Genomic DNA, 24,548 nt, shown 5'->3' with positions numbered 1-24,548 from the left:
TTTATGACCACCGCCCATTGGCCCGCACCTTTTAGCGCAACACCCCTGGACGCCACCGTCACCATTCCGGCCTCCAAATCGCTGACCAACAGGTACCTTATTCTCGCCGCCATCGCCGAGGGTGAATCCCGCCTTCGCGCCCCGCTGCAATCGCGTGATTCTGATCTGATGATCGGCGCGCTGCGTGCCTTGGGGGCTGGAATCACCGAGGTGCCCGGCAGCGGCGACGTCCCGGATTTGGTGGTCACCCCCATCCCAGCGGGCTTCACCGCGCCCGACGGCGGCATTGTGGTGGACTGCGGGCTGGCAGGCACGGTCATGCGTTTTGTTCCGCCGCTTGCCGCTCTGGTTTCCGGCGCAGTGAAGTTCGACGGCGATCCCGCGGCTTTGGTGCGCCCGATGGCTCCCATTGTGGCCGGCTTGGTAGGGCTTGGGGTGCGGGTCGAGGACGGCGAGGATGGCTTCTTGCCGTTCACCGTCCACGGCAGCGGTGGTGTTGATGGTGGACACGTTCAGGTAGATGCTGGCGGCTCTTCCCAGTTCATTTCCGCCCTGCTGCTGGTGGCGCCTCGTTTTAACACAGCTCTGCACCTAGAGCATATTGGTGAGTCGGTCCCGAGCCTGGACCACATTTCCATGACAGTAGAAATTCTGCGCTCTATGGGTGTTTCCGTGGACGATTCCACGCCCAAGCACTGGATCGTGGAGCCCGCCACCTTGGCTGGCTTTGATGTTTCGCTTGAGCAGGATCTATCCAACGCAGGGCCGTTCCTGGCTGCCGCGCTGGCCACACGGGGTACTGTGCGTATCCCTAACTGGCCTGCGAACACCACCCAGGTGGGCGATAAGTGGCGCGAAATCCTGCCACAGTTCGGTGCCACAGTGACTCTCGAAGAGGGTGTGCTCACCGTGACCGGCGGCGCTGAAATCCGGGGTGTGGACATTGCCGACACCTCCGAGCTGGCACCGTCCACGGCGGCCATCTGCGCCCTGGCGTCGACGCCGTCGCGCCTTCGCGGGATCTCGCATTTGCGTGGCCATGAGACGGACCGTCTCGCTGCGTTGGTGGCCGAGATCAACGCTCTGGGCGGCAACGCCGAGGAGACCGAGGACGGGCTGATCATCAACCCCGCTCCCCTGCGCGCTGGCGTGTTCCACAGTTATCACGACCACCGGATGGCGACAGCCGGCGCCATCATTGGCTTGGCCGTGCCCGGTATTGAAGTGGAAAACATTGGCACCACGGCCAAGACCATGCCTGACTTCCCGGCCATGTGGGCGCAGATGGTGGCGCAGACGGCCGAACCGTCGGCCAGCACCGAGAACATTGCGGCGGCTGAAACAGAGGCGTAGAACATGGCACGGGACTACAGCAACTGGGACGAATCAGATGTTCGCGTACGGGCAAACAAGAAGGGCAGCCGTCCGCGCACCAAGGACCGGCCTGCCCACGATGACGCTGTCATTGGCCGGATCATCACGGTGGACCGCGGCCGCTACACAGCGATCGTGGATGAGGACCAACCCACGCAGCGCATCCTGATTGCTGCTCGGGCGAGGGAACTGCGCCGCAATCCGGTGGTGGCCGGAGACTTCGTGGCGCTCGTGGGAGATACCAGTGGCAAGCCCGATTCCTTGGCCCGGTTGGTCCGGGTGGAGGAACGCCGCACCCTGCTGCGCCGTAGCGCCGACGACACCGATCCGGTTGAGCGGGCCGTGGTAGCCAACGCAGACCAACTGGTCATCGTTGTGGCCGCCGCCAACCCGGAACCTCGCACCGGCTTCATCGACCGCGCCCTGGTGGCTGCCTATGACTCCGGCATCGCGCCCCTGTTGCTCATCACCAAGACCGACATCAAGGATCCGTCCGAGCTGCTGGCCAACTACGAACACCTGGACATGACCGTCATCATCAGCCGCACGGCCGCAGATGGGGCCTCCGGTATTGATGCCCGTAGCGACGACGGCGATTCCGCCCTCTTGGCAGGCGGCGCTGTGGAACAGCTCCATGGCTATTTGGATGGCAAGGTCAGCGTGCTGGTGGGCCACTCTGGCGTGGGCAAGTCCACCATGGTCAATGCCTTGACCGGATCGCAACGGGCCACCGGCGGCGTCAATGCCGTCACTGGCCGCGGCCGCCACACCTCGTCCTCGGCGCTGGCGCTGAAACTCCAGGACTCCCAGCCCGGCTCGTGGATCATTGATACCCCTGGTATCCGCTCCTTCGGTCTGGCCCATGTGGATCCCGACCGGATCCTGCAGGCCTTCCCGGATCTGCAGCCCGGCACCGAGGACTGCGAACGCGGCTGCAAGCATGACAGCGCCGCGGTCAACTGCAGTTTGGACCCTTACGTTGCCGCCGGCCATGCGGGTGAGGCTGGCCCGGCCCGCCTGGCATCGTTGCGCCGCCTCCTGGGCACCAGCGACCGCACCGAAGGCCGTGCCGCCGAGAAGGAACTGGGCATTATCGAGTAGCCGCTCCAGCGCCCACTTGCGGTCCAAATTTATGAACTCATACGCACCACTGCGCGCCACCGGTGCGTATGAACACTCATACGCACCGGTGGCTGCGACGGGCGCGTATGTGTTCAGGGCGCTGAAGCTATACGCACCACTCATCACGAATGGTGCGTATGTGTTCAGGGCGCCTGCCCCGTCTTGTGGTTAAACCGCGATAGCGTGAACTTATGACGACCCCACCCCAGACGTACAACGATGACCTCCGCCTGGCCCATGTGCTGGCTGACAGCGTGGATTCCCTGACCATGTCCCGCTTCAAGGCCCTGGATTTAGCCGTTGAGACCAAGCCGGATCTGACACCTGTCACCGATGCCGACAAGGCCGCCGAGGAGTCCATCCGCAGCCAGCTGTCCCGGGTCCGCCCGCGTGATTCTGTACTGGGCGAGGAATTTGGCAGCAGCGGCCACGGTTCGCGCCGCTGGATCATCGACCCCATCGACGGGACCAAGAACTTTGTCCGCGGCGTTCCGGTCTGGGCCACGTTGATTGCTCTGGTCGACGACGGCGTCCCCGTTGTTGGCCTCGTCAGCGCACCTGCTCTGGGCAAACGCTGGTGGGCCGCTCAAGGCACAGGGGCATACATGGGCAAGTCCCTCGCCGCAGCCACCCGCATCCGCGTCTCTAACGTCGCCGAACTCAAGGACGCCTCCCTGTCCTACTCTTCGCTGACTGGCTGGGCCGATCGCGGCAACCGCGACGAGTTCATTTCCCTCACCGACGATGTCTGGCGCACCCGCGCCTACGGCGATTTCTGGTCATACTGCATGGTCGCCGAGGGCAGCGTCGACATCGCCTGCGAGCCCGAACTCAACCTCTACGACATGGCAGCCCTGGTCCCGATCGTGCAGGAAGCCGGCGGCCGCTTCACCTCACTCGAAGGCGCCGAGGGCCCGTTCGGCGGCAACGCCTTGGCCACAAACTCCATCTTGCACACGGAAGTTTTACGGCGCCTGAACCCGAACTGGGATGACCTGCTGGGCTGATCCCCACGCCTTCACACGCCTTCCCCAAGTAATAGCGCAGGTGAGTTAAGAACGACGGCGGCCTCCCGCCGTCGTTCTTTGTCTCTCCTGCCGCCGCGCTCACCCAAGATCTGCGAAACGAAACGTAATAGATGCACCAGTAAAAATCTTGGGCTACTCTTTTGGGCATAGGTCACGAGTGCCAGTGCTAAACCCCGGTTTGCTGGCCGGCAACCCTCCTTTCGCGGCGGGGTGCCCCGGGTGACGACCTGGCCAGAGCTGTTCGGTTCTGGCAAGCGCGGACTTCTTGGCACCCCCAAAAGGTCCTTTGGCGTCAAAGGAATTCCTCATGAGCTCTGCCGTTTTGGACCACATCCACCTTGCCGATGCACCCCTGTTGCCAGTGGTGGGTCAAGATCTAGCCGCTCCCCTGATCCAGGGCGGGCATGTGCGGTACGCAAACCTGGACTACGCAGCGTCGGCCCCGGCCGTTGAAGAGGTTGCCGCACACCTGAACGAGGTGCTGCCGTACTACGCGAGCGTGCACCGCGGGGCCGGATTCGCCTCACAAGTGAGCACCTCGGTCTATGAAAACGCGCGCAAGATCGTGGCCAACTTTGTTGGCGCTCGGGAGGATGACACAGTCATTTTCACCCGCAACACCACCGATTCCCTGAACTTGTTGGCCGGCTGCGTGGAATCGCTCCTGAAGCAGCGCGGCTACGCCGAGGGCCGTTCCAACGTCCACGGCGAGGTGCTGTACCTGGACATTGAGCACCACGCCAACCTGCTGCCATGGCAGGCGCTCCCCCACCGATCCGTGGTGGCCGCCAGCTCCATCGCCTCCACACTGGCCCGCGTGGAAACGCAGCTGCGAGCCGGAAATGTGCTGCTCCTAGCCGTCACCGGCGCCTCCAATGTCACTGGCGAGGTGCTCCCCATAGCCGAGTTGGCCACCCTGGCTCACCGCTACGGCGCCCGGATCGTGGTCGATGCCGCCCAGCTTGCCCCGCACCGCCGCATCAACGTGGCTGAGACCGGCATTGACTACGTGGCCTTCTCCGGACACAAGTTGTATGCTCCCTTCGGCGCGGGCGTTCTGGTGGGACGTTCCGACTGGCTCGACGCCGGTCACCCGCACCTCGCCGGCGGCGGAGCCGTGAAGGACGTCCGGCTCGAATCGATCATCTGGGCGCAGGGACCTGCCCGCCACGAGGGCGGCACCCCCAATGTGCTGGGTGCCGCGACCCTCGCCAAGGCGGCCACGGTCCTGTCCGCTTTGGACGCCGATGACTGGCACAACCATGAGCAGAGCCTGCGCGCCCATCTCGTGGCAGGGCTCAACGAGATCGACGGCGTCACTGTCCACTCGCTGTTCGAGGACGCAGACACACACCCGGAGTGCGGCAGCATCGGCGTGGTGAATTTCTCGGTCACCGGGTACGACGCCGGATTGGTCGCCGCCTATCTCTCCGCCGAGCATGGCGTGGGCGTCCGTGACGGAAAATTCTGCGCCCATCCGCTGCTGAACCGTCTGGGCTTGCCGTCCGGTTCGCTGCGGGCCAGCTTTGGTGTGGGGTCGCAGCTTGAGGATGCTCGGCGCCTGATTGCGGGTGTTCAAGCGTTATTGCGCGACGGGCTGGGCTGGGATTACGTGGTGGATGCTGGCCGCTGGGTCCCCGTGAATGATATTCGCAGCTACCCGCAGTGGGCGCCGAACACCCCAGGTACCGCAGGCGCGGCCCCCTGCACCACGGACTAACCCAACAGCGGAAAACCCAACAGCGGACTAACCCAACAGCGAAAAACTCAACGCTATCGCAGCAATGGTGCGGTTTCGGAGGACCCTAGGGGAGCAATGGTGCCCTTTCTGAGGACCCTAGGGCAGTGCCCTTGCACATCCTTCCTCATTTTCGGGCTCTACGGGACTCGCCACCATGCGTAGACCTGAGACGGACTTGCAGGTGTTTCTACCCAGTACAGGATGTGTGACTGCCAATCTGTCCATAGCCACATGGTTGTTTCACTCTCAACCCACGTCATGATGTTTCCCTTGGCTAAGCTGGTGGCCTCCCCCTCAGTGACCCAGGAGTGATGCAGCTTGGGCTTGTCAGGAAAACCCTCCGTCAACCCGTGATCATCGATCAAGGTTTGTTCCGAGGTCCGCATTGACGGCAAGTTGGGATAGGCCACCATAAAGACCTTGCTCGCCGAGCGCTCGGGAATATTCATGTTTCCTTGACACGCCAGCACTGCCGTTTGAGAACCTTCACCCCACTCTCCCGGCTCACAGGTCGTGGCGTCCACCAGCTCTGACACGCCGCCGTTCAAGACCTCGCATTCAGCATCCGAGAGATCATTGAGCACATGAGCGCCGCACAATCGTTCCTGTTCGGTAGGAGTTGTGGGAGGAGTCGTGGGAGGGGAGACAATTGCCGAGGTACTGGGCGGTATGGGAGTCCTGGAGCTACCGCTGGTACTTCCGGGATCACTTCCAAGAAGCGCAGAGAATCCCAAGGACGCCAAGGCAAGCACCACCACCGATCCTGCAATCAGCAGCGGAACTCTGAAGCCATTCTTGGGCTTCGATGTTGGATTTGCCGGAGGCGGAGGTGGCGGTGGCGGCGACTCCGGGGGCCGCGTTTCTGGGGAAGGAGTGGAAATCGGCGGATTCTCAATTCTCGGCACCGGTGCTCGCATGGCACCCAAGATGGTGATCGTTTTAGGGTCGCCCAGCGTGGCAACCTTCTGAGGCAGCACATCATTGATCTTCATCTGCACAGCAGGAATCAAGCTGCTGCCACCGCTGAGGTAAATCACATGCAACCCGGCAGGGCCACCAGCCCCAGCCGCCACTACATCTGTTGCCAGCCGTCCTGCTTGTTCGAGCGGACCCGCGAGCATCTGCTCAAAATCATTGCGAGTGACCGTGAAGATCCACTCGTCGCCTCCTACTCGAAGCACGCCGGGAGCCTGAGAGCTGTAGCTCAAAGCATGCTTCACTTCGCGAACTTGTTCCCGAAAAGTTGCCCTGGCACCACTATTGGCTTCATCGCGCAGCTTGGCCACCAGCTCGGCATGGCCTGTCTGGACGGCCTGCCCCAACACCCAATCCTGCAGCCGCGCATCAAAGTCCTGTCCGCCCAACGGATCTAGCCCACGCGCTGCAACCACTTCGAATGCCTGTTCCTTAGTTCCCGGAGCATAGTGAAGCACTGCCGCATCACAGGTTCCTCCACCAAAGTCCAAGACAGCAATATTGGCTCCGGCAGGAACGTCTCCTGACGCCGCGAAGTGCCACGCCGCCGCAACGGGCTCTGACATGAGGACCACGGTGCGCGGATCAATTCCTCCCCGCGCTGCTGCATCACACAATCGCTGGCACATGTACACTCCCCAAGCCTCAGGGTGAGTCAACAGCACCTGCTGAGGCGGTGTCTGTCCCATTTCCCGGAGAGCCACTTGAAGGATGTGATGAAAGAGCGCCCCCGCCACCAGAACCGGATCAAGGGAACGGCCAGCGAGCCAAAGAGATTGCTCTCCGAGTCGCCGCTTAGGCGTAAGTTCAACGCAGTCAGGCGCTATCCCCGCTAAATTCATCGCAGCCACGCCACAAACAAATTCTCCTTGGTACAGGGCCACGCATGAGGGCATGGAATCGGCGTTTGTGCCTAGGCGAAGGATCTTAGGCTCCTCCCCGAAAGCCTGAACAGCCGCGGTGGTGTTGGAGGTACCAAAATCGATGGCTAGACGCCACAACCGCGCATTTCCGTTGCTGTTCATGGTGAGTCTCCTTCTTGATAAACAATGACCTCAGCAGGTCGGAGGATTTCTTGTTCGTTTCGCCAGCCCACTCGGGTGACACTGCTGATGTGCCAATAGAGTGCCGGTTCCTGGGTGCTGGCCGCACCACCACCCGCATGTTGGTTGATGTCAAAGGGGGTACCGCGCTCCGGAAAGATAGGCGTGATCCCCACGCTCGCAAGCGTCTTTTGCGCTTGGAGAGCCACCCCCGGTGAATCACTGAGATCGTAGATGGAAATGAGACCACCTATCAGAGTGTCAAGGCCTGCTGACGGCAGCACGAACGCGTTCCCACCATTGCTAGGGACTACTCGCGGGAGCGAGCCTGAATGATGCGTATCGTGATGCCGACCTGGCTGATACCGCGAGCGCCACCACAGTAAGAAGAAGACGCAGGCCAACACAGCCATCAAAGCCAGTGCCGCCCAATACCAAGCCCCCACAGTTTGGCTGCTGGCGGCAGCCAAACTCGGTGCCGGCAGTACATCGAGGGATTGTTGTGTGCTTGGCTGAACGGACACTCCCTCAGGCCGCGGCCGTAGGGCGGGAGCTGTTGCCGGGCAGCTGCCCAGCTTCCCAAACCCAATGTCTCGGCACGCCGTGAACACTTCAGGACCAGTGCTGCCGTCGAACAGCCAGGTCGTCATGACCAGCTACTTGGCAATCAGTCTGGCTACAGGAATCGCGACGGCCAACAGAATCCAAGGATTAGCAGTTGCCCAGCTGATGACCGCCTCGAGGGGCTCCGGCGATGAATCCGGCCCACCCAGCAGATCCGGAAGCCCTTCAGCCCGCAACGGGAAGCTGGTTCCTTGACCATCCGCGGCTGGTCCTGTGCTGGCCCCAAGTTCCCCCGCTTCGGCGTCTATATTCGGGTCCGCAGGGAATTGTGCTTGGTCCTCATCCACCACTGGGGTGTCTGTGAAATCACTGGGCGGGGTGTCGCACACGATCATGGCGTTGTCTGAATCTGACCACGCATTCATAAACAAATCAATGGGGACTTCCTCGAAGTTACCGCCGGGGGTTCCCGGGTCGGAAAGAATCACGGTCCCGCGTTCGTAGTTAATGCCGGTGACTACCACCGCATGGTCGGCAGCGTTGTCTTCAGCAGCCTCTCCGCTCCAGATTTCACCGCTGTCAATGGCCACGATGATGTTGTAGCCCGCTGTCAGATCCTGGGACAAGGTATCCAAGTCTCCGAAGTCCAGCCGGGCCGGCACACCAGCCTCATTCAGGATGGCAACGCCGCCGTCCATGGTGACCCCGGGCACACCGTCCATACCAACCGAGAAGACACCGAGCTCATTGGCGATCTCGACAAACTCCGACTCGTCACTCACAGGCTGCCCCGTATACTCGGCCACAATCTGGGCGATGCTGGCAGGAAGGCAGAATCCATTAGCGGCTTGCTCAAACCAGTACTGGCTATCGCCTGCAGGATCGCCAACCAACTGGCCGTCAATCACCAGAGTTGTGTCCACTGACACCTCGGTGTCCAGCCCGGAATCCAAAAGAGCCACAAGTTCCGGAATTGCTTCAGTCAACTCTTCCCGGCTCAGCCACACTGGCTCTTCGGTCCCACTCAGATCGTCAACCCGGTATTGCCCTCCGTCTTCGGTGACTGAGACATCTAGTACGCCGTCACCATCGGTGTCAATCCAAGCTGTGTCGAAGGCTCCATCGCCGTCTAAGTCTGTCGTGATGACAGACATTTGCCCTTCAACCTGAACGTACCAGGAGTCCATCACACCGTTCTCGTCGAGATCAAGAAGCTCGGGTTCAAAATTGAAGCCCATTTCAGGTTTTACGGGGTCGGGATCAATCCCGGAAGTGTCTGCGCCTTCGGTGAATTCCTCACCCATCGGTTCTGATAGTTGTTCCACGACGTTCTCCGTTTCAGCTATCGGCGAATGCCTGTTTGGCGATTCACTACGTTAGAGAGTCCCGAGGAGAGAAAGGTTCCCTGCCAACAGGACCAGAGTTGAAAGCTGCAATGGCGCCCTCCACCGAACCCAGCTGCTGCCGGTAAGATTCCATGCGCGTGCGGAGGGTATTTTCATCCAGGGATCGCCGCTCGGCTTTGACAGCATCGATGGACTGTTGCACCGAGAGCATGCGTTCTTTGAGCCTGTCCCGGTAGACAGTAATCAACTCAGGCTTGAGATTTCTAAAGATCTCTTCCAGCTGATCGAGCATGGCGACCTTCTCCGCCACCAGTGCCCTCTGCAGTTCCTGCTGCAATTGCGTTCGAGCAGCTGCTCCCTGCCTAAAATGGCGGTTAATGAGTAACCACGCGCCACCTCCCACCGCACCAATAGCCAGTGGAATCAAAGCCAAACCCCCTGTTGCCGTGGCCACGGTGACACCCGTCCCGAACGCCATTCCGCCGAGCTTGTAAGCGACATTGCCACCGAAGGAGGTGGTCATGAGCAGCATGGGGTCAAAGGGAGATTTGGTGGTGGGGGCCAGCGGGCTTCGACCCACGTTTGCGGATTCTCGGACTTCGAGAAAGGGAAGTAGCTCTTGCGGTACCGCAACTTGTTCAAACTTGCTCGCCATCAGCACTCTCAACCTCTCTAGGGTGAGCTGCGTGTAGTCGTTTCGAACCCTATTCAGATCAGCAAATAACTCCTGAGAAATGTCGTCACTGATTCCAGCTGCTGCCGCCCGCTTCAATGTCTGCAGCCGCGAGCGCCAGGTGACCAAAACGTCGTCGAGCTTCAGGGAACATTCGCGCAGCAGACCAGCTCTGATCTCGCCCAGGTCTCGTTCCAAGTCCATGCCCCAACGTTGCTGGTGATCGCGCAGGGTTTGCAATCGGTCTTCCTCGTCCTGCAACCGTTGCACAAAGTCATTCCGGGACGAATTCAGAACACTGTTGAGAGAATCCGCCAACGATTCCAGTGCCGTGCCAACAAATCTCAGGGCATTGGCCAGACGCAAGCTGTCGTTCGATCGCACCTGCCGCGCAATGGCCAGAGCCAAGGACTCAATACCCGATGCCCGGATCAAGCGCTCGCCCGTTGCGGCGTCTGGGCATTCACGCCCTGCCTGATGCATGGCAGCGGACACCGCGATGACAGGAGTGTGCGTGAGCCGCGGGATGCGTTTGCGCAGGATTTCCCGGTTTCCCTGGACCACCAGATCCACATCAACAAAGAGATCCGCCTTGGCCACGACCACCAGAATATTCTCTACGCGCTGCGAACAGGCCTGCAAATATTCCAACTCAAGTTGAGATAGCAGGGCTCCGCCATCCGTGACAAAAATGACCACATCGGCCCGCTCCAGCACGGAGGCATTGAACCGGCCTTGCGCCCCGTCGAGGCCTCCTCGCGCCGGCGCTTCCATGAATTCCAGATCCTCAATCAGCGGTGCCGCGGTATGACATTCAATCCCGACACACAGTCCCTGTTCTGGTAGCTCTGTACTCCGGCTACCATCGGGAAGTATCCAGCGCGGTGAACGGGAATCCGGCCGATGATCGCTCTGGCCGCCACTGCCAACATCACCAACATCGCCGCCCGCGCCCGGCCCCGCGCCCGGCCCCGCACCCGGCTCCACTAGGGGCCGCACATAGCGGTAAAGACTGTGCGACGCCGCTTCAATACTGTCCGTGGAATCGTGTGGCGCCAGTTGTTGGATGATCATCGACTTACCCCGCAGCTCCTCCCCGATGACCGCCACCAGCGGAAGGGTCCGGCGATTTGAGACAATCATCTGCGCCATGCGGGCGACATCCTCCAGACCGCCCTCACGCAACATCCGCGTCGTGGCCGCGAGAACCGCGCCGGCCGCATTGGCCTGCTTCAAGCTCGTCAAGTCAGAAGTGGTCATGGCCTGAATCCTCCTCCCAATTCGGCGGCTCTTGGGCTGCCTCCACGAATTCTGCCCCGCCCAACGTCCAGCCCAAAGCCTCACCATCGGTACCTAAGCCGTCCCCGCTGTCGCCGTCGTCTCCATCAGGATCTTGAGAATGTTCGACGGCGGCCACCTCCTGTGCGTTTATGTCACCTGAGATATCTGCACCGGTATCTGCGCCGGTATCCGGTGAGTCTTGGACAGCCTCCACTGCCCGAGCCAGCGCACTTTGCCAGCTGCCTTCCGGTGGTCCTTCAGATGCGTCCAGAAGCGCGCGCAGATCCCATTTTTCCCCAGAGTTATTCATGGTGTTCCTCCACCAAATCCCATCCTTTTCGTTTGTTGGTCAACGCCCTAGAATGAGCCATATTGTCCTTTCGCTGCGGGAGGAAACCATCGTGACTGTTGAACCCGAGGTAAGGCGTTGGCTGGAAGACCAGCCCGCGGATGTTTCCTTCGCGCAGGCCGGTGATCAGCAAGCCTTCGCCCGTCTGATGGACAAACACAAGAAACTGATGTGGTCGGTATGTTTGCGCATCACCGGAAACTCTTACGACGCCGAGGATGCAGTCCAAGATACTTTGATGCAGGCCTGGAAGGCACTGCCAAAATTTCGGGGCGAAGCTTCGCTGGGAACCTGGCTTTACCGGATAGCAGGCAATAGTTCCATCGCGATCGTCAGACGGCGCAAATACACCGACACGCTCCCGGAGGAGCTGAGCGGAGAACGGGATTTCGCTGAACAAATAGCAGCAACTGATGCCGTGCAGCGGGCGCTCTCCACCATGAGTGAGATCTTTCGAGAAATTCTGGTCTTGCGAGAACTGTGCGATTTCAGCTACGAACAAATTGCCGCGCATCAGGGTGTCAGTGTGCAAACCGTGAAAAGCCGTTTGAACCGCGCACGTGCTGCTTTCCGCAAAGAACTGTTGGAATCCTGAGGTTGACAGCTGGCTGATCATTGCAATGGCCCCCGGTTTCCGGAGTGGAAGGGCTTGCTTTCCAGGTCAGCTCCGCGCGCGTGGTTGAGCATGATCTCTAGACTTTTGGCAATGACCCGGTACGACTGCGCCACCACACCCGATCCGGATTCAGCCACTTTCCCGTGGTAGTGGCGGATCTCGCGTGCAATAGTTTCCGGTGCCAGCCATTCCGGGCGCTGCGCATCTGCCAGCAGATCACCCAAGACCTGAACTAATTCATGTCCTGGGTCCGCGTCTACCAATAGCTCGTACGCTGCGTTCTCCTGCAATTTGTGGAAATCCTCAGAATAGTAGCTGATCTCGATAATCGAGCCTGCTTGTGGCCCCCAACAATTGTTGCGTCCCTGGGCCATCAACCAGTCCCGGAGCATTTCGATCCGCCGGAAATACGAACGCTGCACACCTCCGGCCATAATGTGCCCCTCCAACGTGGACATGCCGGAGCGGTACTCCAGCCATTGCAGGAGCTGCTGCGACGATGTCGCTGCCGTCCTGCCATGCAGAAGTCCGTACTGGCCAACCCGGGCTATTAAGGCCTGGATTTCTTCACCTGAAAAGGCACCGGCTCCCACCTGACCAGCAAAACGCAACTGCTCGGGGCTCAACGGCGCAAGCTGCGCCAAGGCGGTGGTGAATTGTTCGGTCAGCATTCCACACCGGGCTGTCTCGGCCATGAGTCCACTCACAGGAACCACAAATGCCAAATCCTTGCCCGCGACCAGTGCGCTGGCTGCGGCGCCGGCTGCCACAAATGGATCTACCTGCTGCCATGCCCCGCCACCGTAGCTGTCGGCATGAGAAATCACCCCGGCAACGATCCTGCGTCGCGATGGTCCCATGAGACTGTCGAGGCTTTTGAACTCACGAATGAAGTCAAAGTCGTCCGGTCTGAAGGCGTCCCGAACCAAGTACAAAACCAGGTCCGGATCAAATTGTTCCTCGGCAGCTGAGAGCAGAACGGTGTTTGTCCTGGGTGAATTATCCGAGGATACCGAGCCCAATCCGGGCGTGTCCAGAATGGTCGCCTCGCGCAAGGTTGCCAGCTGTAGTTGCACCTCAAGCATCCGAGTCCTTGCCAACAACTGGCTGGGAAGCACCGGGCCCGCTGCCGAAAGCGCAAGGTGCGCCCGTCCGCCGTCGTCCATAACTGCCGTGGCCGACGGTGGGGAACCAAAAACGTAGACCGTGGGAACACTCGTCAGCTCCTGTGTTGCTGTGGGCGCAACAAGGGAGCCCACCAACGCATTGACCAGGGTTGATTTGCCCGTGTTGACCCGACCAGCAACAGCGATCTTTAGGGGCGATTCCAAGAAAAGCTGCGCCGAATCGAGGGCACCCCTTGCCTCCGGCGGGCAGAGCTGGCGCAAGCGGTCAAGCAGCGCTATCGCTTCGCCCATAAGCCGCGGCCGCCTGTCACTGAACATTGCTGCCCCGTTCCCTTGCATTAGCTGATGCTGTAGACAGTCATGTATTTGGATGGCGGCGGAGCCTGAAATGTTCCCTACCCAAAGGATTCTCTCTCCTATGGAACATTCTGGACCTTGGAGCCGTCCTACTTGGCAAGCAGGTCGGTTCCGGCCGCGGGAGAGGAAATCATGACAGATGGCTCATATTTTGCAGACACCAATAGCGACGGCGTCTACGATGCCTTGGTGATGGACAGCAACGGCGACGGCGTGGCTGAGTCCATCCACTATGACACCACCGGGGACGGAATTGCGGACGTCATCCGCTTCGATGTGAACGGTGACGGCTACATGGAATCGATCGGCAGCGACACCAATCAGGACGGAATTGTGGAGTCACTCCAGGTGGACACCAACCTGGACGGGTACATTGATTCGGCCATCAGTGATGTCAACCAAGACGGTGTCGGCGAGCAGCTGACGGTTGATACCAATGGCGACGGCGTTTTTGACACCACCATCGTCCTCGATGGCAACGGTGACGGCGTGATCGATCAAGCCAGCGGTACGGCCTACCAGGAAAGTGGTTTAGTCGGTCCGGCGACCGGCGGTGGCACGTTCAACACCCTGATCAATAACGACGTCATCATGGGCACCCCGGAAGGACGAGGGTTTGTTCAGGACATGATTGACTCCCACAACAGGACCATCGACAACATTCTGGATGTCCCTGACTACGACGACTAAGGGACGAATAAGCTACGACTAAGCCAGCGTCTCTGGGGCGGTAAAGTTGAACCGCACTATCGGTTCAACAACCAAGAAACATTCAGGAGCACCATGGCAGGCACCGGCGGTCCGGTCTTCGACGCGCAGCGGCGCCAGCAGATGGCCACGGCCTTCCTCGAAGGCGGGGATCATTATCACAAGGTCCGTCCTGGCTATCCGGCCGAGTCGCTGGACTGGCTCGACGAGCTGAGTCCGCGCCCCATCCGCGACGCCGTGGACATTGGGGCCGGCACCGGTAAGTACACGCGGCTTTTGGCGCAGCGCCAGTGGAATATCACTGCCCTGGACCCATCGGCGGACATGCTGGCCCAACTCGCCGCAGAGTTGCCTCAGGCCACCACCATGGTGGGCACCGCAGAACACCTTGAGCTACCGGATGAATCGATGGATCTTGCAGTGGTTGCCCAGGCCTGGCACTGGTGTGACCCGCTCGCCGCGAGCACCGAGATCGCGCGGGTGCTGCGGCCCGGCGGCGTTCTCGGACTGGTGTGGAACCAGCTCGATATCGGACTCCCCTGGGTTCATCGTCTGGCACGGATCATGCATGCTGGCGACGTTCACAAACCGGATTTTAGGCCCACGGTAGGCGCAGAATTCACGGCAGCGAACCCGCACCATACGCACTGGTCCCAACTGCTGACCCCAGAGGGAATCATGGAGCTGGCCAAGTCGCGCAGCTACTACCTTAAAGCAAATGAGCCAATACGGGCCAAGGTCATGGCCAATCTGAGCTGGTACCTCTTCGAACATTTGGGCCACACACCCGGCGAAACCATGGAGCTGCCGTACAGCTCACAAACCTGGCGGGCCAAGAAACGCTAGTACCACCGCACTGACGCGCCGCAGCACCACCGCAACCGCCGCAGCACCGCAACCGCAGCCCCGCAACCGCCGCCGCAACACCGCAACCGCAGCCCCGCAACCGCCGCCGCAACAAACCCCAAGGGCACTCGACAATACCAACCCAACACCCTATGATTTCGGTATGCCTAAATATTTGATTTAGGCATGGCGAAAGGTGGGGTTTTGCTAGACACAGCCAAGGTCAAGGCGCAGCGCAGACCCCGCGGGGGCCTATTACTGCTGCTCGGACCAGCGTTCGTGGCAGCCATCGCCTACGTGGATCCCGGCAATGTGGCCGCAAACCTCACCTCCGGCGCCAGCTACGGCTACTTGCTGGTGTGGGTGCTGGTCGCGGCCAATGTCATGGCCATGCTGGTCCAATACCAGTCCGCCAAACTTGGCGTGGTGACTGGGAAATCGCTCCCGCAGCATCTTGGCGAACGCTTTAGAACCACTCCGCGCCGACTCTATTGGGTACAGGCCGAGCTCGTAGCCATGGCTACCGACCTCGCCGAAGTGGTGGGCGGCGCCATCGCTCTGCACTTGCTCTTCCAGATCCCCTTGCCGATCGGCGGACTTATCGTGGGCATCGCCTCCATGGCTCTGCTGACGATCCAGAACCGGCGGGGCCAGCGGCACTTTGAAACCGTCATCATCTTCTTGCTGGTCATCATCACCATCGGATTCCTGGCCGGCCTAGTACTCAGCCCGCCCGATCCGGCCGGTATCGCAAGTGGCTTGATCCCCCGGTTCGATGGCGCCAACAGTGTCCTGCTCGCAGCCGGCATGCTCGGCGCCACCGTCATGCCGCACGCCATCTACTTGCACTCACAACTGGCCAAGGACCGCCATCCCGACGCAAGGAACACCCCGGAAAAACTCAAGCTCATCATCAAAGCCACACGAGTCGATGTGGTGCTGGCCCTAATCCTGGCCGGAGCCGTCAACATTGGCATGCTCCTGCTGGCAGCTTCAACGCTGGGCGGCATCTCCGGAACCGACAGCATCGAAGGCGCTCACGCGGCGATCGTGGACAGCTTAGGCCCCGTGATCGGCGTCGTCTTTGCCGTGGGTCTGCTGGCCTCGGGCTTGGCCTCCACCTCGGTGGGCGCTTACGCCGGCTCCACCATCATGAACGGGTTACTGAAGGTGCGGATCCCCCTGCAAACCCGGCGCATGGTGAGCCTGATCCCGGCCATCATCTTGCTCTCGGTCGGCGTTGACCCCACGTGGGCGCTGATCGTAAGTCAGATCGTCCTCAGTTTTGGCATCCCGTTCGCGCTCATCCCCCTCCTGCGTCTAACCGCCAGCAAGGAACTCATGGGAGTCCATCGAGACGGCCTGCCGCTGCGGCTGACGGCGCTGCTCAGCGTGATTCTCATCGTTGCCCTGAACATCCTGCTACTGTGGCTGACATTCACCGGCCAGACCTAACAGGTAGTGTTGAGGACGTGAAAACAACTGCCACTTCATCCAGCATCGAAGACTACGTCAAGGTCATCTATGCCTACACCGAATGGCAAGATAAGCCCATCACTTCCTCGGTGCTGGCCACCCGGCTAGGGGTGGCCAACTCCTCCGTTTCGGAAATGGTGCGCAAACTCAAGGATCAGGGCTTAGTTGATCACCAGCCCTACAGCCCCATCCACCTGACTGCCGAGGGGCTGTCTTTGGCCCTAGCCATGGTGCGCCGGCACCGGCTCTTGGAGACCTATCTGGTGCAGGAGCTCGGTTACACCTGGGACGAGGTCCATGATGAAGCCGAACAGTTGGAGCACGCCGTCTCGGAGAACTTCATCGAGCGCATGAGCAACAAGCTCGGCCACCCGGTGCGCGACCCCCATGGGGACCCCATTCCCGATGCTCAGGGCCGTATCACCATGGCCCCGTCACACCGGCTCGATGAGCTGGATCCCGGTCATACCGGACGCATCAGCCGTATCAGTGATCACGATCCCGAGCTCCTGAGGCACTTGGAATCCTTGGGCATTGGCTTGGACACCGAGCTCACAGTGTTGGGCCGGCCGCGCTTCGGTGCCGGCCTGCAGGTGCATGTAGAGAACTCAACGCACGACGCCGGACCCCAGACTTTGGGCGATGAGGTCGCCGCCTCGCTGTGGTTGGCTTCGGTAGGAAGCCACGCCGAATGTTTAGTGCAGGACCTCACCGGGGGCTCACTCATGAGCCCGCACACCACGCACTAGGGCGTTTTTTCTGCTGTGATTTCCTCGCATTGCGAAGCAACCCCCAGCAGGGAGTAGCTGATCTTAGCCAAGAGAATCAGCTAGGGCATAGCGGAGAATAGTGATTCAGTGAGCTTGACGGGCCACATACTGTGAGCCCAGGAAATGCCCCACTGAGACAAGTGCCATAAGAGTGCCCCAGAGCGCGGCTCCAGCAGCAAAGAGCGCCACGGCTGCGAGCAAGAATAGTGCCAGAGCCACCCAGCACACAATGGCGGGCTTGAGACGCCGTTCGCTTCGTGGCGCCAAAAAGACTCCCCATGCGACCACTAGCACGGCAGGAATGCCAATGCCCAAAACCAGGTCCCACGGACTGTCCTGCCTGAATCCCCAGAACACAAAAGCTGCCAGCATGGCCACTTCCAAGACGAACCCAAATATGGCTAGCGCGACTATGCACGCCGACACCACCGGTTCCTTGCTAGCAGCGCCTGCGGACCGGCGGCCCGCCGCCTGACGCCCAGCTGCCGGGACCGCCCCAGCGTCCGGCTCCGTCGCTGTCTCCGCAGTTGCATCCACGGTTGTGCCGTTGTCCACGCTCGCCCCGTTCCCTAACCCAGATCCGTCATGGCGGCCCGGTCTTTGCGCAACACGAAACGCTGGACTTTACCGCTGGGCGTTTTGGGAAGTTCGGCCACAAAATGAATGCGCCGCGGGTAGGCGTGGGCAGCAAACTTGGTCTTGACCAATTGCTGTAGTTCCACGGCCAACTCATCGGAAGCAGCAGCCGGATCATTGAGCACCACGAACGCTTCCAAAACTTCGCCGCGGATGTCATCCGGCGTGCCAATAACGGCGGACTCAGCCACGGCCGGGTGCGTCACCAGTACGGACTCCACATCGAACGGGCCAATCCGGTAGCCGGCCATGATGATGACATCGTCATCACGGGAAGAGAAGTAAATGCAGCCGTCGGCATCGCGCCGGCCAGCGTCACCGGTGATGTACCAAACGCCGTCGGCCGTGTAACGCTCGGCGGTTTTCTCCGGAGCATCAATGTAGGAGGTGAACCACATGAAGGGGCTGTCCGCCACCTTGATAGCCACGCGTCCAGATTCGAGGTCAGCGGCAGGAGTGTCGCTTTCATTGGCCAGCACCTCCACGGTCCAGCCCGGCAGCGCCCGCCCCATCGAGCCAGGTCGCAACGGTTCGCGCAGACCATCGGCCCATGCATTGCCAGCCACCATGCCGTGTTCGGTCTGTCCGTAGTGGTCGCGGACTTCAACGCCCAGAGCCTCGCGTCCCCACTCAATCACGTCAGGGCTCAGCGGCTCACCAGCGCTCGATGCCCGGCGCAGCGTGTGTCCCTGACCGGGCGTCGAGCCGGCTCGCAAGGATCGGTACACCGTAGGTGCCGCGGCAAAGTTAGTCACGGAGAACTTCTCCATCACCGACCACACCAAGTTGGCGTCAAAACCTGCGGTAAGGAGCAATGAGCGTTGTCCGGTAGCCATCGGCCCCAGCAGCGCAAAGTAGAGCCCATAAGCCCATCCGGGGTCAGCCATGTTCCAAAAAACGTCGGTGTCCCGGACGTCCAGGCCAAACTCCAAGTAGCCCACAAAGGAGGCCACAGCTCGCAGTGGAATGGGCACACCCTTGGGCGAACCGGTGGTTCCGGAGGTGAACAACTGCGCCAGCGGGCCAGCACCGCCCACGGCGACGGATCCGGCGTCGTAAGTGTCAGTCAAGGGGGCAAGCCCGGAAAAGGCGCCCGTCCCGGCCACCATCTCGGCCAGAGAATGGTCGTAGCCGAACGCTTCGCCGCGGGCCACAATGACGGGGCGGGAGGCATCGGTGGGGGTCTCGCCGGGAGGGGTCAATTTACGGCGCTGATCGGCGTCGCAAATCACCAGCCGAGTCCCGCTGGCCTGCAACCGGAAGTCAATGGCGTCGTGAGCGAAGGCGGTGAACAGCGGAACGTTTACAGCACCGAGGCGCCAGATGCCCAGCAGCGCAATGACCAGTTCAGCAGACTTGCCCATGAGGGTGGCCACGTGGTCGCCGGGGGTCACCCCGAGGGAGGACAAAGCAGCGGCGAACCGCAGGGATTTCTCCCGCAGTTCGCCGTAGCTGATGTCGACCGAGTCAAGATTGGCATCGATGACCGTAAAAGCGGTGTTCTCTGCCGGGTGCCGGTCGCACAACAGCTCGGCGGCGTTGGCATTGGGGGCATCGAAGACGCCCAACAGTTCCTGCACACGATCGGTCATGATCCGCACCAAGCTTTCCTCGAAGTCCGCCGTAGAGTGCAGGGCCACATTAAAAGGCCCTGCATAGCGAGCGTACTTTAGCCTTCGCAGTCCTTGCAGAAGAACATGCCGTTCTTTTCGCGAGCAACCTGGCTGCGGTGGCGAACCAGGAAGCAGGAAGAACAAGTGAACTCGTCGTCCTGTGCGGGAATGACCTGAACCACCAACTCTTCGTTGGAGAGGTCGGCGCCGGGCAGATCCATGCCTTCAGCCGTGTCTGAATCTTCGACGTCAATATGAGCCGTCTGTGCACCGCCACGCTGAACCTGGAGTGCCTGAAGCGACTCTGTCTCGTGGTCTTCGTCCTTGTTGCGGGGTGCGTCGTAATCCGTTGCCATGCGGTTTTCAAACTCCTGAGGTACTCGTGGTAATGGCGGGGTGTTTCAGCGCCCCATACTAGCCCTAGAATGCTGGACTTGCGCCCTATATTCCCTGATGTTTTCCCACAGCATAGGGGACGATAGGCAAATTTATTGTATTCTCGGCGAATTTATTCAAAATGTTGCAGGCAGGGGCTTCCCTTTGTGGCCATTCTCACCAGCTCTGCGCGGCTACTTTGGCTGTTCACGGACCCACTTCCGGCCTTCATCAGCCCTGTGGAATCGCCACCGTGCGCGCTTCGCCCTATTCTTGATAGAACCATGGCAAACAACTCTTCCTCGCACTCTTCGCTCAACCGTCGGCAAGTGGCCCAGGCCCTGAATATTCCGCCGGAAATGGCTGCCCGCAACGGCATTCCCTCGCGCATGAGTTCCGCCGAGGTCGCAGCTATTGACGCCAACCCGCCCGCATGGTTGGCCCAGTCCCGCGCCAACTCCACCGGCAAGCGCCCCATCTGGGTGGATCTGCGCTGCTACCTCTGTGACTTCCTCGAGGTGGCTCGCCCCAAGAAGTGGTGGCCGGAATTCACCTACGTGATCTGCGATTTCCACGAGAACTCCGAGCTCCCTGATCCACAGGCCGGCTGGCGTCGTAGCGAGTACGACGGCGTCGGCTCGCGTTTCCGTGGCATCGTCGACACCCAGGATGACTAGGCAAGCAACGGGCCCAGCTATGAACAGTTCTCCTGAGACGATCACCCTTGGCGCTGGCTTAGGCTGTGGCGCCATCATTGGCGCCGTGGTGCGGCCGTGACCGTTCCGGCAAAATTCTTCCAACACTGGCTGACTGGCGTTGCCGGTGGCACCAGCCACGCCGCTGTATGCCGCGCCGCTGGCATCAAACGCTCAACCCTGGCCCAGCAATTAGTGCGCGGGCGAGTATCGCTGGGAACCGTTGCCGCCGTCAGCCGTTCCTTGGATTTGCCCGTGGTAGCTACCCTGACCGAATTCCCCTCCTTTGAGGACCTTTCTGCAGGGTCAAAGCCGCCTAACCTCGCTGAATTACTGAGCCAAGTCTCTGATTCAGACCTCCTCCAAGAGCTACTGAACCGAAACACGGCGGCAGAGAATCTCAGCAAACCCGTTGCTGCGCCTTTGTCACCACCGCACCACAAGTCCTCTGTGCGGGCCTGGCTGGATGCCGTGGACACCGGAGATCTGCGCCAGACCGTGGCCAGGCAGGCCGCCATTGCTCCACAGAACTTATCTGCGCAGATCAGCGCTAACCGGCTCACCGCCGAGCTGGCCATTGGCAGTGCCAGAATTGCCGGCGTCGGCCTGAGCAATGGCCTGGTTTCCACCGGCTTCCTGTCCCCCGCCGAGGCCGGATGGGCATCCGGATCCCGTGAACATGCTTTGCGGACCCTCCCCACCAGCGCTCTCGCCTCCCTGGCAGCCAATCGGCTGGACTACTTGAGCCGAGTATTGCGCCGCACCGAGGATGACAAGGCAGCTGTGCGCAGTGTTTGGGAGAACTTGGGATGATCCTTATTTTGCAATGGAGCGCACTTATCGTGTGTCTGGCCTGCACCTTGTGGCGTGCGCCCTCGCTACTCAAAGGCCGCAACCGCGGGCTTACCTGGGCTTTTGTCCTAGCCACGGTCAGCGTCGCACTGAGCCTGCCGGAAATTTACCTGCCTGTTGATGCCGTGCTTGGCGGTATCAACTTGGCCAATGTTGTGTTGCGTCTGAGCATGTTGGGTGTCTTTTCCCTACTGACTTTCAGGGTTGCCGCGGCATATGACTCTCCCTTAGCTCAAACGCTCATCCGAGGCCCGTTGGGTGTGACTGTTTTAGCGGTTTCCGCACTGGGACTTTGCGTCAGCTATGTGCTCGCCGATGTAGATGGATCCAGCACCGGGCTGGTGGCATTCACCCATCAGCCAGCCTTGGAGGCCTACCATTGGTTCGGTATTGCCTATATTGGCTACGCCGCAGCCTGCGCCGTCGTGGCAACCGCGAAGGCAGCATTTTCTCGACGGCGTGTGGTTGACCGGGTCGCGGCTTCTTTCTTGCTGGTTGGATTCTCCTTGGTCTGTGCCACCGTACCGCTGCGATTTCCTGTCTGGGCAAACTGGGATGCAGTGGACATCATGACCTTCAGCGCCATCTTGTTTGTAGCCCTGGGGCTGGTGCTTGTCTGGTTGTCCTTCATCCGCCGCCCCGTTGCAGTTACGACGCAGCCGCCGCGCCAGCACTAGAGCCCTGCACTCCAGTTCCGGGTCCGGGTCCTCACAAAGCCCGATGTACACTTTTCCATTAGTATCTGACATAATAATGAATGTGTGAACAAAGTTTGCCTCATGTGGTGCACAAAACTTTGGGGGTGAGTGGTGGTCCGGCTTTCTGGCTGGCCACCACTCAATTGTTTAAAGGTGTTTAGCCCACTGCCATGGTGGCGTCTTGCGGGTATGCGGCTCCGCAAGTTAGAGCGATTGCCGTCGCACCAGCCAGTGCGGCCAGCCACCCCCTAGGAAGCCTGCTTGTGCCATCGCCTACTAAGGACAAGGACACCGCATCTGCTCGTCTCCCGTGCATCTTCATCCCCCTTGTGTCGACTGATGATGAAACCCGCGCACCGCTAACTAGCGCCCCAGTTGCCGCGCGTCACTCTGTTTTCCATCAGGGCATAAAAAAGGACCTGTCCCCCACCGCGAAGGCGAGGAACAGGTCCCAATAGGGATGTGGAGATGGGGAGAATTGAACTCCCGTCCGATGTTGTGTTGTCAGGGCTTCTCCGGGTGCAGTTTGCAGCGGTTTTTCTCGGCCCCAGCTATCTCGCAAACAAGTAGCTGCCAGGCCCAGTTGTATAAGAGTCCCCTAAGCGCCTACAACGAGAACTTAGAGCAGTGGCCCTCTAGATGACGCCAGGATCCGGGACGAGAGCGTTCCCGGGCTGACGGACTGTCTTACTGCTTAGGCAGCAAGAGCGAAGTCAGTGCGATTTGATTCAGCACTTGTGTTTTACAGAGATCGTTTACGAGTTAACCCTGTATCCTCGACCCGCTTCACCTGTCTCGACTAACACCGTCGAAACCGATCATCCCCTATTGTTTTTTCAACTCCACTCACTGATGCCCGAGAGCAACTGTTCGTGGACTACCCATAATAGCGCATCGTGGCAGAGATATATTCCCGCGAAGCCCTGGCTAGTCAATGAGCCCCTTGGCTTCTTTGGCTTGGAGCACCAGCAGAGCTGCGGCGTCGACCTTCTCAGCAAAGCCAGGGTCGGTTTGGGCCCGCTCAAGCAGCCCGGAATACATTTGCGGCAGCAGAGCCTGGTTCGTACACAAGGCCATGGTTCCACCAGCCGCAATGAACTCCACGCCGCGCTGCGCCACGGGAAGCGCCGAGACTTGCACGGCGTCGCAAATATCGTCACTGACAATGACGCCCTTGAAGCCTAAGTCGCCACGTACCATGTCATGAACCATCACCTTGGAAAACGGTGCCATCGCTGACGGGTCGATTTTGGGATACCAGGCGTTGGACATCATCAGCCACGGCACTCCTACCTGCACGGCGTCACGGAACGGGGCCACATAAGGGTCATTGCGCACCGTGATGTCATCCGTGACACCTGCGGCAACATCGGTGTTCAGTGTGACCCGGCCGAGCCCCGGAAAGTGTTTGATGGTCGGCTCAACACCAGAGGCCATCATGCCTTGAGCGAACGCCAGCCCGTGACTCGAGACGGCGGCTGGCGTGTAACCAAATTCCCGGCCGAAGGTGCCAATAGGTGCATTCTGCGGGGCAAACTCCGCACTAGGCACGGTGTCCAGCACCGGAGCTAGGTTGACGTTGACGCCCACGGACGCCAGTTGCTGCCCCCAACGGGTCGACTCACTGAGCAACTCTGCTGGCGAAAGCTGCCCCTGTTCAATGGCCTGAGGCATTTCATCGAACCCGGGGCCACGCATGATCTGGACAAAGCCGCCTTCTTGATCGGTCGCCACAAACGGCCTCACCCCCACGGTGCGCGATCCGGAAATATGGGCCGTAATTGCAGCCACTTCCGCCCCGATCCCGGCTTGGCCGGCGGTGCTACGCCCCTTCATGAAAACATTTCCGACAAAGAGGGTGTCCAGCGCGTACAGCGAATTCTGATCCGCTCCGGTCACGGATGAGGAGACCATCAGTACCTGGCCCACTCTTTGTTCTAGGGTCATGGCGGCCAATTTTTCCGCAGCCAATCCCTTCACTCCAGAGGAAGGTGACGCACTGGAAGACGCTGACGCGGACGACGTCGGAGCCGAGGTGGCGCTGGAAGGCGGTGCCGACGTCGTGCTTGAAGATGGAGACGAGGGCGCCGAAGAGGAGCCAGCTAGGGGCGCATTGCCGCCGAAAATCTGCACCATGGCGACGGCGATCAGTGCCGCCGCTGCCAAGCAGGCTCCCACGATCCACCAGCGTTTACCACTCACCGCAGCCACGATCCGCCTTTCAGCCTTCAATTTCTCGGCTTCCCTTGCTTTAGCTGCCAGCTTAGGACACAGCTCTGACAA

At 60.4% G+C, this 24,548-nt stretch carries 22 protein-coding genes, 1 other RNA gene and 1 riboswitch; of the genes, 12 read left to right on the top strand and 11 right to left on the bottom strand.

Annotation, left to right across the window (positions count from 1 at the left end):
• Window positions 1-3 precede the first annotated feature (3 nt).
• The 4 genes from aroA to AB0P14_RS04690 all read left to right on the top strand — a co-directional run bounded on the left by aroA (window position 4) and on the right by AB0P14_RS04690 (window position 5,244).
• Window positions 4-1,353 (top strand): 3-phosphoshikimate 1-carboxyvinyltransferase, encoded by a 1,350-nt coding sequence (aroA, locus tag AB0P14_RS04705; protein ID WP_363838476.1) that lies wholly within the window; start codon window positions 4-6, stop codon window positions 1,351-1,353.
• 3 nt (window positions 1,354-1,356) lie between these two features.
• Window positions 1,357-2,475 (top strand): ribosome small subunit-dependent GTPase A, encoded by a 1,119-nt coding sequence (gene rsgA, locus AB0P14_RS04700; protein ID WP_363838473.1) that lies wholly within the window; start codon window positions 1,357-1,359, stop codon window positions 2,473-2,475.
• A gap of 212 nt (window positions 2,476-2,687) precedes the next feature.
• Window positions 2,688-3,503 (top strand): histidinol-phosphatase, encoded by an 816-nt coding sequence (gene hisN, locus AB0P14_RS04695; RefSeq protein WP_363838470.1) that lies wholly within the window; start codon window positions 2,688-2,690, stop codon window positions 3,501-3,503.
• Window positions 3,504-3,673: 170 nt separating this feature from the next.
• Window positions 3,674-3,787: riboswitch (SAM riboswitch) on the top strand.
• A 44-nt stretch (window positions 3,788-3,831) separates the two neighbouring features.
• Window positions 3,832-5,244 carry an aminotransferase class V-fold PLP-dependent enzyme gene (locus AB0P14_RS04690; protein ID WP_363838467.1) on the top strand — a complete coding sequence of 471 codons (1,413 nt, stop codon included), beginning with the start codon at window positions 3,832-3,834 and terminating at the stop codon, window positions 5,242-5,244.
• A gap of 158 nt (window positions 5,245-5,402) precedes the next feature.
• On the opposite strand, the gene AB0P14_RS04685 is transcribed toward AB0P14_RS04690, so the two are convergent.
• The 5 genes from AB0P14_RS04685 to AB0P14_RS04665 are packed head-to-tail and all read right to left on the bottom strand — an operon-like array spanning window position 5,403 to window position 11,457.
• Window positions 5,403-7,265, bottom strand: a complete 1,863-nt coding sequence (locus tag AB0P14_RS04685; protein WP_363838464.1) for an Hsp70 family protein — start codon at window positions 7,263-7,265, stop codon at window positions 5,403-5,405.
• Complete coding sequence (gene grpE, locus AB0P14_RS04680) at window positions 7,262-7,933, bottom strand: nucleotide exchange factor GrpE (RefSeq protein ID WP_363838462.1); 672 nt, start codon at window positions 7,931-7,933, stop codon at window positions 7,262-7,264. Before grpE ends, AB0P14_RS04685 begins: the two co-directional genes overlap by 4 nt.
• A 6-nt stretch (window positions 7,934-7,939) precedes the next feature.
• On the bottom strand, window positions 7,940-9,172 hold the full coding sequence (locus AB0P14_RS04675) for a hypothetical protein (protein ID WP_363838458.1): 1,233 nt from the start codon (window positions 9,170-9,172) through the stop codon (window positions 7,940-7,942).
• Window positions 9,173-9,218: 46 nt separating this feature from the next.
• Complete coding sequence (locus AB0P14_RS04670) at window positions 9,219-11,126, bottom strand: hypothetical protein (RefSeq protein WP_363838456.1); 1,908 nt, start codon at window positions 11,124-11,126, stop codon at window positions 9,219-9,221.
• Window positions 11,113-11,457, bottom strand: a complete 345-nt coding sequence (locus AB0P14_RS04665; RefSeq protein ID WP_363838453.1) for a hypothetical protein — start codon at window positions 11,455-11,457, stop codon at window positions 11,113-11,115. The genes AB0P14_RS04670 and AB0P14_RS04665 overlap by 14 nt, the downstream gene beginning before the upstream one ends.
• A gap of 52 nt (window positions 11,458-11,509) precedes the next feature.
• Between AB0P14_RS04665 and AB0P14_RS04660 the strand changes: the two genes are divergently transcribed.
• A complete protein-coding gene (locus AB0P14_RS04660) occupies window positions 11,510-12,091 on the top strand; it encodes a sigma-70 family RNA polymerase sigma factor (protein ID WP_363838450.1) in 582 nt (193 codons plus the stop codon).
• 17 nt (window positions 12,092-12,108) lie between these two features.
• On the opposite strand, the gene AB0P14_RS04655 is transcribed toward AB0P14_RS04660, so the two are convergent.
• Window positions 12,109-13,530 carry a dynamin family protein gene (locus tag AB0P14_RS04655; protein ID WP_363838447.1) on the bottom strand — a complete coding sequence of 474 codons (1,422 nt, stop codon included), beginning with the start codon at window positions 13,528-13,530 and terminating at the stop codon, window positions 12,109-12,111.
• A 198-nt stretch (window positions 13,531-13,728) separates the two neighbouring features.
• On the opposite strand from AB0P14_RS04655, the gene AB0P14_RS04650 reads away from it, so the two are divergent.
• The 4 genes from AB0P14_RS04650 to AB0P14_RS04635 all read left to right on the top strand — a co-directional run bounded on the left by AB0P14_RS04650 (window position 13,729) and on the right by AB0P14_RS04635 (window position 17,375).
• Entirely contained in the window at window positions 13,729-14,286 is a 558-nt protein-coding gene (locus AB0P14_RS04650; RefSeq protein WP_363838445.1) for a hypothetical protein, read from the top strand.
• 93 nt (window positions 14,287-14,379) lie between these two features.
• Window positions 14,380-15,150, top strand: a complete 771-nt coding sequence (locus tag AB0P14_RS04645; protein ID WP_363838442.1) for a class I SAM-dependent methyltransferase — start codon at window positions 14,380-14,382, stop codon at window positions 15,148-15,150.
• A gap of 204 nt (window positions 15,151-15,354) precedes the next feature.
• On the top strand, window positions 15,355-16,605 hold the full coding sequence (locus tag AB0P14_RS04640) for an Nramp family divalent metal transporter (protein WP_363838439.1): 1,251 nt from the start codon (window positions 15,355-15,357) through the stop codon (window positions 16,603-16,605).
• 17 nt (window positions 16,606-16,622) lie between these two features.
• Window positions 16,623-17,375 (top strand): metal-dependent transcriptional regulator, encoded by a 753-nt coding sequence (locus tag AB0P14_RS04635; RefSeq protein WP_363838436.1) that lies wholly within the window; start codon window positions 16,623-16,625, stop codon window positions 17,373-17,375.
• A 105-nt stretch (window positions 17,376-17,480) separates the two neighbouring features.
• Here the strand turns inward: AB0P14_RS04635 and AB0P14_RS04630 are convergent, their stop codons facing one another.
• From AB0P14_RS04630 to AB0P14_RS04620, 3 genes are all read right to left on the bottom strand, one after another.
• Window positions 17,481-17,951, bottom strand: a complete 471-nt coding sequence (locus tag AB0P14_RS04630; RefSeq protein WP_363838433.1) for a YrdB family protein — start codon at window positions 17,949-17,951, stop codon at window positions 17,481-17,483.
• 14 nt (window positions 17,952-17,965) lie between these two features.
• On the bottom strand, window positions 17,966-19,624 hold the full coding sequence (locus AB0P14_RS04625) for an AMP-binding protein (protein ID WP_363838430.1): 1,659 nt from the start codon (window positions 19,622-19,624) through the stop codon (window positions 17,966-17,968).
• Between the two features lie 77 nt (window positions 19,625-19,701).
• The gene (locus AB0P14_RS04620; protein WP_062287035.1) at window positions 19,702-20,001 is read right to left on the bottom strand and encodes a DUF4193 domain-containing protein; all 300 of its coding nucleotides are present in this window, start codon (window positions 19,999-20,001) and stop codon (window positions 19,702-19,704) included.
• A 303-nt stretch (window positions 20,002-20,304) separates the two neighbouring features.
• On the opposite strand from AB0P14_RS04620, the gene AB0P14_RS04615 reads away from it, so the two are divergent.
• From AB0P14_RS04615 to AB0P14_RS04605, 3 genes are all read left to right on the top strand, one after another.
• Window positions 20,305-20,697 carry a hypothetical protein gene (locus AB0P14_RS04615; protein WP_363838427.1) on the top strand — a complete coding sequence of 131 codons (393 nt, stop codon included), beginning with the start codon at window positions 20,305-20,307 and terminating at the stop codon, window positions 20,695-20,697.
• Between the two features lie 96 nt (window positions 20,698-20,793).
• The gene (locus tag AB0P14_RS04610; RefSeq protein ID WP_363838425.1) at window positions 20,794-21,528 is read left to right on the top strand and encodes a hypothetical protein; all 735 of its coding nucleotides are present in this window, start codon (window positions 20,794-20,796) and stop codon (window positions 21,526-21,528) included.
• Entirely contained in the window at window positions 21,525-22,244 is a 720-nt protein-coding gene (locus tag AB0P14_RS04605; protein WP_363838422.1) for a hypothetical protein, read from the top strand. The genes AB0P14_RS04610 and AB0P14_RS04605 overlap by 4 nt, the downstream gene beginning before the upstream one ends.
• A 481-nt stretch (window positions 22,245-22,725) precedes the next feature.
• On the opposite strand, the gene ssrA is transcribed toward AB0P14_RS04605, so the two are convergent.
• Together ssrA and AB0P14_RS04595 are read right to left on the bottom strand one after the other, a co-directional pair.
• Window positions 22,726-23,091, bottom strand: a transfer-messenger RNA (tmRNA) gene (gene ssrA / locus AB0P14_RS04600).
• Window positions 23,092-23,192: 101 nt separating this feature from the next.
• Window positions 23,193-24,476: a glycoside hydrolase family 3 N-terminal domain-containing protein gene (locus AB0P14_RS04595; RefSeq protein ID WP_363838419.1), complete on the bottom strand. Its 1,284-nt coding sequence runs from the start codon at window positions 24,474-24,476 to the stop codon at window positions 23,193-23,195.
• Window positions 24,477-24,548 lie beyond the last annotated feature (72 nt).

Origin of the sequence: Specibacter sp. NPDC078709, assembly GCF_040686795.1 — a bacterium.
Lineage (GTDB): Bacteria > Actinomycetota > Actinomycetes > Actinomycetales > Micrococcaceae > Specibacter.
The sequence above is the reverse complement of the archived record's forward strand: the minus strand, read 5'-3'. Positions and strand labels throughout refer to the sequence as shown.

Coding starts and splice junctions, on each gene's coding strand:
- AB0P14_RS04670 (WP_363838456.1), bottom strand. CDS start 11,126: ATGACCACTTCTGACTTGACGAGCTTGAAGCAGGCCAATGCGGCCGGC.
- AB0P14_RS04665 (WP_363838453.1), bottom strand. CDS start 11,457: ATGAATAACTCTGGGGAAAAATGGGATCTGCGCGCGCTTCTGGACGCA.
- AB0P14_RS04655 (WP_363838447.1), bottom strand. CDS start 13,530: ATGGGCGAAGCGATAGCGCTGCTTGACCGCTTGCGCCAGCTCTGCCCG.
- grpE (WP_363838462.1), bottom strand. CDS start 7,933: ATGACGACCTGGCTGTTCGACGGCAGCACTGGTCCTGAAGTGTTCACG.
- hisN (WP_363838470.1), top strand. CDS start 2,688: ATGACGACCCCACCCCAGACGTACAACGATGACCTCCGCCTGGCCCAT.
- AB0P14_RS04620 (WP_062287035.1), bottom strand. CDS start 20,001: ATGGCAACGGATTACGACGCACCCCGCAACAAGGACGAAGACCACGAG.
- AB0P14_RS04690 (WP_363838467.1), top strand. CDS start 3,832: ATGAGCTCTGCCGTTTTGGACCACATCCACCTTGCCGATGCACCCCTG.
- AB0P14_RS04660 (WP_363838450.1), top strand. CDS start 11,510: ATGAGCCATATTGTCCTTTCGCTGCGGGAGGAAACCATCGTGACTGTT.
- AB0P14_RS04645 (WP_363838442.1), top strand. CDS start 14,380: ATGGCAGGCACCGGCGGTCCGGTCTTCGACGCGCAGCGGCGCCAGCAG.
- AB0P14_RS04615 (WP_363838427.1), top strand. CDS start 20,305: ATGGCAAACAACTCTTCCTCGCACTCTTCGCTCAACCGTCGGCAAGTG.
- rsgA (WP_363838473.1), top strand. CDS start 1,357: ATGGCACGGGACTACAGCAACTGGGACGAATCAGATGTTCGCGTACGG.
- AB0P14_RS04605 (WP_363838422.1), top strand. CDS start 21,525: ATGATCCTTATTTTGCAATGGAGCGCACTTATCGTGTGTCTGGCCTGC.
- AB0P14_RS04650 (WP_363838445.1), top strand. CDS start 13,729: ATGACAGATGGCTCATATTTTGCAGACACCAATAGCGACGGCGTCTAC.
- AB0P14_RS04685 (WP_363838464.1), bottom strand. CDS start 7,265: ATGAACAGCAACGGAAATGCGCGGTTGTGGCGTCTAGCCATCGATTTT.
- aroA (WP_363838476.1), top strand. CDS start 4: ATGACCACCGCCCATTGGCCCGCACCTTTTAGCGCAACACCCCTGGAC.
- AB0P14_RS04625 (WP_363838430.1), bottom strand. CDS start 19,624: ATGACCGATCGTGTGCAGGAACTGTTGGGCGTCTTCGATGCCCCCAAT.